The sequence below is a fragment of the Yaniella sp. genome, from assembly GCF_030453185.1.
Lineage (GTDB): Bacteria > Actinomycetota > Actinomycetes > Actinomycetales > Micrococcaceae > Yaniella.
In genome coordinates this window covers 1-7,381 of the sequence record NZ_JAKDKW010000096.1, presented here as the reverse complement: position 1 = coordinate 7,381, position 7,381 = coordinate 1, and the positions used below count along the sequence as shown (strand labels likewise).

General features: G+C 56.3%; 14 protein-coding genes. 8 read left to right on the top strand and 6 right to left on the bottom strand.

All coding sequences use genetic code 11. The annotated features are described in order from the left end of the window. Positions 1-109: 109 nt before the first annotated feature. The 6 genes from L0H14_RS11165 to L0H14_RS11140 all read right to left on the bottom strand — a co-directional run bounded on the left by L0H14_RS11165 (position 110) and on the right by L0H14_RS11140 (position 2,855). The gene (locus tag L0H14_RS11165) at positions 110-388 is read right to left on the bottom strand and encodes a VOC family protein (RefSeq protein WP_301421845.1); all 279 of its coding nucleotides are present in this window, start codon (positions 386-388) and stop codon (positions 110-112) included. Between the two features lie 79 nt (positions 389-467). Further along, positions 468-605 (bottom strand): hypothetical protein, encoded by a 138-nt coding sequence (locus tag L0H14_RS11160; protein WP_301421844.1) that lies wholly within the window; start codon positions 603-605, stop codon positions 468-470. A gap of 21 nt (positions 606-626) precedes the next feature. Further along, positions 627-791 carry a hypothetical protein gene (locus L0H14_RS11155; RefSeq protein ID WP_301421843.1) on the bottom strand — a complete coding sequence of 55 codons (165 nt, stop codon included), beginning with the start codon at positions 789-791 and terminating at the stop codon, positions 627-629. Between the two features lie 34 nt (positions 792-825). Then, positions 826-1,593, bottom strand: a complete 768-nt coding sequence (locus L0H14_RS11150; protein ID WP_301421842.1) for an SCO1664 family protein — start codon at positions 1,591-1,593, stop codon at positions 826-828. Beyond that, the gene (locus tag L0H14_RS11145) at positions 1,593-2,138 is read right to left on the bottom strand and encodes a DUF3090 domain-containing protein (protein WP_301419690.1); all 546 of its coding nucleotides are present in this window, start codon (positions 2,136-2,138) and stop codon (positions 1,593-1,595) included. The genes L0H14_RS11150 and L0H14_RS11145 overlap by 1 nt, the downstream gene beginning before the upstream one ends. 24 nt (positions 2,139-2,162) lie before the next feature. After that, positions 2,163-2,855 (bottom strand): histidine phosphatase family protein, encoded by a 693-nt coding sequence (locus L0H14_RS11140; RefSeq protein ID WP_301419692.1) that lies wholly within the window; start codon positions 2,853-2,855, stop codon positions 2,163-2,165. 121 nt (positions 2,856-2,976) lie between these two features. On the opposite strand from L0H14_RS11140, the gene L0H14_RS11135 reads away from it, so the two are divergent. The 8 genes from L0H14_RS11135 (at position 2,977) to L0H14_RS11100 (ending at position 7,374) form a co-directional block, all read left to right on the top strand. Then, positions 2,977-3,438 (top strand): SRPBCC family protein, encoded by a 462-nt coding sequence (locus L0H14_RS11135; RefSeq protein ID WP_301419693.1) that lies wholly within the window; start codon positions 2,977-2,979, stop codon positions 3,436-3,438. 68 nt (positions 3,439-3,506) lie between these two features. Next, positions 3,507-4,112, top strand: a complete 606-nt coding sequence (locus L0H14_RS11130) for a hypothetical protein (protein ID WP_301421841.1) — start codon at positions 3,507-3,509, stop codon at positions 4,110-4,112. A gap of 167 nt (positions 4,113-4,279) precedes the next feature. After that, the gene (locus L0H14_RS11125; RefSeq protein ID WP_301419697.1) at positions 4,280-4,720 is read left to right on the top strand and encodes a YtoQ family protein; all 441 of its coding nucleotides are present in this window, start codon (positions 4,280-4,282) and stop codon (positions 4,718-4,720) included. 102 nt (positions 4,721-4,822) lie between these two features. After that, a complete protein-coding gene (locus tag L0H14_RS11120) occupies positions 4,823-5,389 on the top strand; it encodes a type 1 glutamine amidotransferase domain-containing protein (RefSeq protein WP_301421840.1) in 567 nt (188 codons plus the stop codon). Positions 5,390-5,503: 114 nt separating this feature from the next. Further along, positions 5,504-6,028 carry a DUF421 domain-containing protein gene (locus L0H14_RS11115; protein ID WP_301421839.1) on the top strand — a complete coding sequence of 175 codons (525 nt, stop codon included), beginning with the start codon at positions 5,504-5,506 and terminating at the stop codon, positions 6,026-6,028. A gap of 76 nt (positions 6,029-6,104) precedes the next feature. Next, positions 6,105-6,662 (top strand): nucleoside deaminase, encoded by a 558-nt coding sequence (locus L0H14_RS11110; RefSeq protein ID WP_301421838.1) that lies wholly within the window; start codon positions 6,105-6,107, stop codon positions 6,660-6,662. 13 nt (positions 6,663-6,675) lie between these two features. Then, the gene (locus L0H14_RS11105) at positions 6,676-7,191 is read left to right on the top strand and encodes a 2'-5' RNA ligase family protein (RefSeq protein ID WP_301421837.1); all 516 of its coding nucleotides are present in this window, start codon (positions 6,676-6,678) and stop codon (positions 7,189-7,191) included. 9 nt (positions 7,192-7,200) lie between these two features. Then, positions 7,201-7,374, top strand: coding sequence for a hypothetical protein (locus tag L0H14_RS11100; protein ID WP_301421836.1), 174 nt, complete (start codon positions 7,201-7,203; stop codon positions 7,372-7,374). Positions 7,375-7,381 lie beyond the last annotated feature (7 nt).

The following is a 7,381-nucleotide window of genomic DNA, read 5'->3' as shown; positions in this document are numbered from 1 at the left end:
GCGGTGGAGTTCCGGTTCAACGTGTGATCGGGTCGAAGGCTTCGTTCGAATGCGTCCCGACGTTGATCACATTTCCTGATCTATCGCGCTAAAAGAACCGTGTAACGCCTCAATTCTCCGCCGTGAGCGGGTAAATGATCTCGACTCCTGCTGCGACAGCGCGGTCATAAGCGTCGTTGACGTCGTCAACAAAGACGGAGACGTCGGGATTCTCAGGAGCAGTGGCATCTGCCGAGACGATGCTCAGCTGATGGCCTTCGGAATCGGCCAGAGTGACGATCCAGCCATGGTCCATGACCACCTGGAGTCCCAGAGTCCTGACGTGCTCGTCTACCGTTCGGCGGAGGTCTGAAGTACTCAGATTGGGGACGATGCGCTCAATGTTCATGGCAACAGTCTCCCCGAGCACGGGGCCTTGAACAAGAGGTTGGTCTGGGCCGGAACGCAGTCGAATGTAGGTTTACCGGCTAGCGTTCTTGACGCCGAGCGTTATGCACGGCGGCCATAGCCACGGCTCCCAGGACGAAGTTATACATCCCCGCGAGCTGGGACCACATCTCACGGATGAGGTCGGCGCGCGTCCGGTGCTGCGAAGCTCGTGGCACCGTTGACGTCCTGATCATGGATCAGCCGAGGTGTTGTGCTGCCCAGCTCTTCAGCGTGGTGGGTGTTGTCGTGGCGTAGGTGCGCGGATTCTCGGGCGTGAAATCCTCACTGAGTCCAGCGGCCATCATCACGATCGCTTCTACCTGAGCTTCTGGCATCCCGAATTGTCGCAGCGCTGATCGCACGTCGTCGTTGATCTGTGGAGCGCTGTGGTTTCCTCTAAAACAGGGGCCAGGGTACAGCAGGCATTTGGCTGCGGGGTGCAGGGAACTGCCCGGTTTGGCGCAATTCAGCGCAACGGTCAGCTAGGGCGGAAAGTTCCTCGGAACTCAGGAGTTTGGCTACTTCGTGGCCAAGCTCTCCGGATAACGCTTGGCTCAGCCGGTCGATTCCGTCCGACTCTTCCTCGGTAATCGGCTCGTCAACCCACCCCCAGAGCACGGTGCGTAGTTTATGTTCGTGGTGAAAGCTCAGCCCATGATCCACTCCGTACCGGTGCCCGTTGGACATGGCGAGAATATGGTCGCCTTTTCGATCAGCGTTATTGATCACCGCGTCGAATATGGCCATGCGTCGTAGCCCCGGGCTGTCTTCGTGAAGCAGCGTGACGTGTTCCCCGTTGTTATCCTGTCCGTGCAGAACGGTTTTCCAACCCGTGGTGGGTAGTTGCTCGGTTGGCAGCAGCTTTACCGCATGCTGTGCGGGAGCTACTTCCTGCCACAGTTGCACCATCCCTTCACCGAAGGGACCGTCGCGCAGCCAGGTGTGCGGCACCAGGTTCCAGCCGAGGGTCTCGGACACGAGAAAAGCGGCCACCTCCCGGCGGGCTAACGTGCCGTGCGGAAAGTCCCATAATGGTTTTTCGCCTGCGATCGGCTTGTAGACGACGCTTACTTCTCCGATGCTACCCAGAAATGTTGCATTTGATGCTGTGGTGATGCGGCCGGTAAGTTCCAGCTCGGCGGTGAGTAGCTCTTGGTCTGGCATTACAGTTCGGGTCCGGCGCAGGTGTGTCCGTCGGGGTTAATGGGATGACCGCAGAGGGCACAAATTGGACGCCCTGCGGCCACTATTTCACCGGTCCGTTTGGCGAAAGCACGGGCCATACCGACCGGCATCTGAACCCGCAGAAGTGTGTCGGAAGTTGGTTCTTGCTGTGCGAGTTCCTCTTCGATGTCAGCATCATCTAGGGCGTATGCCTCCAACACCACCTGTGCCATGGTGGGGTCCCAGCTTAGGTTCATGGAGCCTACCCGGAAGAGTTCGACAACCTCTTCCAACGGTTCATTATCGACCAGTTCCACGGGGGTATGCGTTGGGACGCTGTGTGGATTTCCCTCGAGAGTGCTCAGTTCATCAAGAATCTTGTCGATCATTTCTGCTACCAGCGCCGCCTGCTGTTTCTCTAGGGCGACGCTGGCCAGCTGCGCTCCAGTACGTACCTGTAAGTAGAAGGTTCGTTCACCGGGTCTGCCGATGGTCCCAATGACAACGCGATCGGGCCAGTTAAACTCGTGGACTGTTGTGGGCATTTTAGTATCCTAGACCTGTTGTGTTCATGATGCTTGGTGGCCTGCTCCGCCGCCTACCGGTGCCTCGGAAGTGTGCAGGCCCGGTGCAAGCCAGGAGAGATCCCCGGCCTCAGTGTTTATCGCGAACACCCGCGGACTGCTTGTACCGTAATGCACAATCGATGCGGAGGCCGGGCCCACATTCAGACGCTGAAAGAGGTCCAGGTGCATCCCTAAGGCATCGGCCAGGACCGATTTGATGATGTCTCCGTGGCTGACTGCCACCCACACAGCCCCGGTTCCATGCTTGGCCTCGAAGGCTGCGTCGTGACGCCGAATGGCCGACACCGCCCGTGCTTGCATTCCGGCCATGGATTCGCCATCTGGGAAAGTCACCGCTGACGGGTGTGACTGCACCTGCGACCATAGATCCTCGGTGGCCAGTTCGGTGAGGGCACGGCCTTGCCAGGTTCCATAATCGCATTCGGTTAAATCCGCGTCCGTTAGCATATCGCCGGTTTGTGCCTGGCGTTTCAGGACAGCCTGGGCTGTCTGTTCACATCGCTCCAGCGGGCTGGAAACCACGCCGACTAAGGGCAGTGCGGCTAAACGGTCCGCGGTGTGGGCGGCCTGTTCGTGTCCGGTCTCATCGAGTTTGATCCCGGGGGAGCGGCCTGCCAGCACTCCGGCGGCGTTGGCTGTGGTGCGGCCGTGCCGCACAAGAATAACTGTGGCCATGTACCCAGCCTAACCATCAGTCTCGTGACATAGCGATTCCTCAGCCGTTGTATGGCCCTTTTCGCCCGACTTTGCTAGGCGAACCGTTGTGGGTTTGGTTGAAGCCTGTAATACTTTTGCTATGGCTAGCTTCAAGCATCAAGAAACGATCGCTATACATGCCTCCCCAGAAGAGGTCTACGATCTGATTTCTGATGTAACCAGAACCGGCGAGTGGAGCCCAATCTGCAAAAGCTGTTGGTGGCATGACGGTGACTCCGCACAAGTCGGTGCACGCTTTACGGGACGGAATGAGCGCGATGGTCGGACTTGGGAAACCGTGAGTGAGGTTGTTGCTGCCGAGCGGGGTCGTGAGTTCGCTTGGGTCGTGGGCGACGGCTACGTCCAATGGACCTACAAACTGGCGCCACTCGATGATGGGACTGAACTTACGGAGTTCTGGGAGTTCCTACCCGCTGGAGTTGAGATGTTCCATGACAAATTTGGAGATAAAGCCTCTGGTCTGATCGAAGCACGCATCGAAGATGCCCACCGGGGGATACCGGCTACGCTGGCTGCTATCAAACAGCTCGCCGAAAAATAAGTATTGTCGACCAACGAACAGGTTCATATGTCTCGTTCCATCACTCAAAAATAGTCCTAGCTTCGGCGATGATAACTGGTCTGGTGTGCTCAGGGTGCTCTTCTGAAGAAGAAGTCTCACCGGAGATAAAACCTGTCACCAGTGACGTAGCCACGGAGGAAGCGGAGAACCAACCCCAAGTTCCCGACTCGACAACAGCGCAAGACCCGGTCGTGACCGACGGCAAAGAGTCCGAGCAGCCGGCTGTGGAAGATGCTCTAACCGAGAGGGACCAGTTCATGGAGGATCAACAACTGCCACTTGACGGCTCGCCACTGTCAGCAGTCACGCCAGAACAAAAACAATTTATCGAAGAACAGCGCACTCACGTTGAAGATCAAGGCGGAGTTTGGACCCCCGAAGCCGAGAGTGTAACGCTCGCCTTGACCGCTGATGCATGTGAAACAGCAATCTTGAACAATCACGATACAGATGCTTCAACTGTTCAGATGCACATCGATACTTCACCACTCTTTGGAAGTCAGCTTCCGGAAAGTCTCCCGGAAGCACAACGAGCTCAAGCGGAGATGAGCATGGCAGACATTATGGTGTACGGCATGCAGCATATGTGTCCTAATGATTTTCAACAGTGGAGTGAGGCTGTGATGGAACTGCATCCGGAGTACTACGGTTAGCAGTAGAAACGCAGCCGCGAGATTCATCGCTTGTGGTGATACCTCAGACCTTGTCTGCCATGGCAAGCCCCGCCAGACCGTACAGGATGCTGGTCGTTTCCAGAGGACTGTAGGTATGGTGAATGAGGAATTAGATCTATTCATATCCGTTTCAGGAGGTTGCAGTCATGAGTTTTAATGTCTATCTTTCCGGTGAGATCCACTCTGATTGGCGCGAGGAGATCCAACGCGGTGCCGAGGCCGCTGGATTGGATGTGGTCTTTACCGCGCCGGTAACGGATCACCCTGCTAGCGATGCTGCTGGCGATCACTTGGGTAAGCCCGATAACCAATTCTGGCGTGATCACCAGTCCGCCAAGGTGAACGCCATTCGCACACGCACCTTGATCGAGCAGAGTGATTTTGTGGTGGTCCGTTTTGGCGACCAGTACAAGCAGTGGAACGCCGCTTTTGATGCTGGCTACTGTGCTGCGTTGGGTAAGCCCTACGTGACGCTCCACGACGAGGGCATCGTCCACCCACTCAAAGAAGTCGACGCCGAGGCGCAGGCCTGGTGTACAACCACAGACCAGGTAGTGGAGACTCTGCGGTACGTGCTCAAAGCATAGTAGGTGTCCATAACCGTCTTCGTTGAACAGGGCTTGCCATGATGGATTGAGACTGTTTGAGTGGAAACTGCAGTCCAACATCAAGGACTCAAGGAGGTCTGTATGACTGGAAACCTAAACGGACACACTATTGCATTCGTCGCCACCAACGGCGTTGAGCAAGTGGAACTTACCTCACCGTGGGAAGCTGTAAAAAATGCCGGAGCTACTCCGGTGCTGGTCTCAGATAAGAAAGACAGCATTACCGCCATGCAGGGCGACTGGGATCACGGGGACTCTTTCACCGTGGGTCGCCACATTAGCGAAGCAAAAGCCGAAGACTTCGACTCTGTTGTGTTGCCCGGCGGCACCCTAAACGCGGATACGCTGCGTACCAACGACGACGTCCTGAACTTCGTGCGCGGATTCTTCTCAGCTAAGAAGCCGGTCGCCTCCATCTGTCACGGCCCATGGCTGTTGATCAACGCTGGCGTCGTCGAAGGCCGGAAAGTCACCAGCGTCGATAAGATTTCCATCGACTTGAAGAATGCGGGAGCCAACTGGGTCGACCAAGAAGTCGTCGTAGATAATGGTTTAACCACCTCACGGAACCCGGGCGATCTCGATGCGTTCAACGCCAAGCTCATCGAAGAAGCTGCCGAAGGTAAACACCGTCAGCAAACTGCCTAATCACTCCATGCGCTGAGTAACGAATCTCAAGGGCCCGCTACCGATTGGTGGCGGGCCTTTCGCATGCCACTAGACATCCCAACGTTCCGGCAATGTCCGTGCAAAAATGGCCAGATGGATATAAGTTACTTTTGGACCGGCTGGGAAGCGATCCTGCATACCTTGTTGATCGGCACGGTCGGCTATCTCACTCTAGTCATACTGCTACGAGGAACTGGCCCGCGCACGATGGCCAAGATGACCCCATTGGATTTCGTCATCGCAGTCAGCCTGGGCTCTGTGTTCGGCCGCGTCGTTACGGCGGTTGACGTTGGCCTCACCCAGGCAGTCGTGGCGTTGATACTGCTGGTGGTTATCCAGTGGTCGCTGGCCGCCTTGCGGTCGCGGTGGAGATTCATGCGCCGGCTCCTCGACTCGCCCCCGGTGTTGCTCTACTACGAAGGTGAGGTGCAGACCAAAGCCTTGCGACGGCACCGACTCACCGACCTCGACGTGCACACCGCTGCCCGTCAAGCCGGGCAAGGGTCGCTTGCCGACGTCCAGGCTGTGATCCTGCATGCGGATGGAACACTTGGAATCATCGCAACAGACTCAATGGGGGATGGCTCCAGTGTCCTGCCGTTCATTGAGCGTGAGTAGATCTGCACTACATTGCTGCGAGATTCGTAGCTGAGAAAGTTCCTGGCGCAACTTCGAAACATCGGAAGAATCCGGATTGCTCGTCGACATCAGCCAGAGTTCAGACTCATCTCAGTGGATGGAAGCTGTTGAGGCCAACAGCTTGATTGCTACGATGACAGCCATGTGGCAAGCATCGGATAGCAAAGCGTTTTCGCTTGCAAAAAGTCAGGCACAAAAATCCTTCGAGGAGGGCGGACTGCCCATCGGTTCCGCGCTCGTTGATGGAAACGGCGAGGTCATCGGGGTCGGTCATAATCAGCGGGTCCAATCAGCGGATCCGACAGCGCACGCTGAGATTTCATGTTTGCGAAACGCTGGGCTGCGCAGCAACTACCAAGATTGCACCATCTTCACAACACTCGCGCCATGCTCAATGTGTACTGGTGCCATACTGCTTTTCAAGATTCCACGCGTGATTGTTGGCGAAGCGACTGCCTTCAGAGGAGACCTGGAGAGACTCCGCGACGCAGGCCTCGAAGTCATCATCATGGATGATGCGCAATGTATTGAACTGATGCAGCGCTTCATGGCGGATAATGCAGAAACCTGGAAAGAAGATATCGGCGAAGGGACGATCGCGGAATCAGATTGAGGGGTATGACGCGATGGCATCACCTGAAAACATTCTGTTACACCTTCCGCAAGAGGAAGAACAGCAGGTGCGCGAGATCTTCGCCAAGCTCGCGGAACGCGGCTTTCCGACACAGCACCAAACGCCACACATTACGATCACCTTCTCACCGGCAATGGCAAATGATGTTGTGGAACGTGCTGCGGAATTGCTACCACCGGTGATTCCTGCCAGTTTCCGGCGGGTAGGTACCGTTGTTTTTGGCACGAAACGCAAACAGACGGTCGCGTGGCTTCTTGAAACCACAGATGCGTTGGAAATCGCAGCACGCGAGATCAGCGCATTGAACCCGGATGGTCGTGGTCCTCGGTGGAACCCACATTTGACAGTTGGACTGCGGCTACCGCGTGAGATGGTGCCGGATTACATGCATGCGTTAGACGAAGTCACGCCAACCATTTTCAAAGAACTCACGGCCATTCAGGCGGGACTCTGGCGACCAGCGTCTCAACACATGACGGTCCTGGCTGGGTCGAAAACCCGAGTCTAAGGAGACGAGATGCGCCAGACCGTACACGACACCATCATCCTGGAACGCGAGATCAATGCGTCAATTACTGCGGTATGGAATGCTTATGTTGACCGGCGGGTGAAGCCTATCGCCGTGTGCTTCCACCACCGCGGGTGGTGTATCAAGCACACCAACTATCGACATCTCCCCAGCAACCATTGACCGCAAG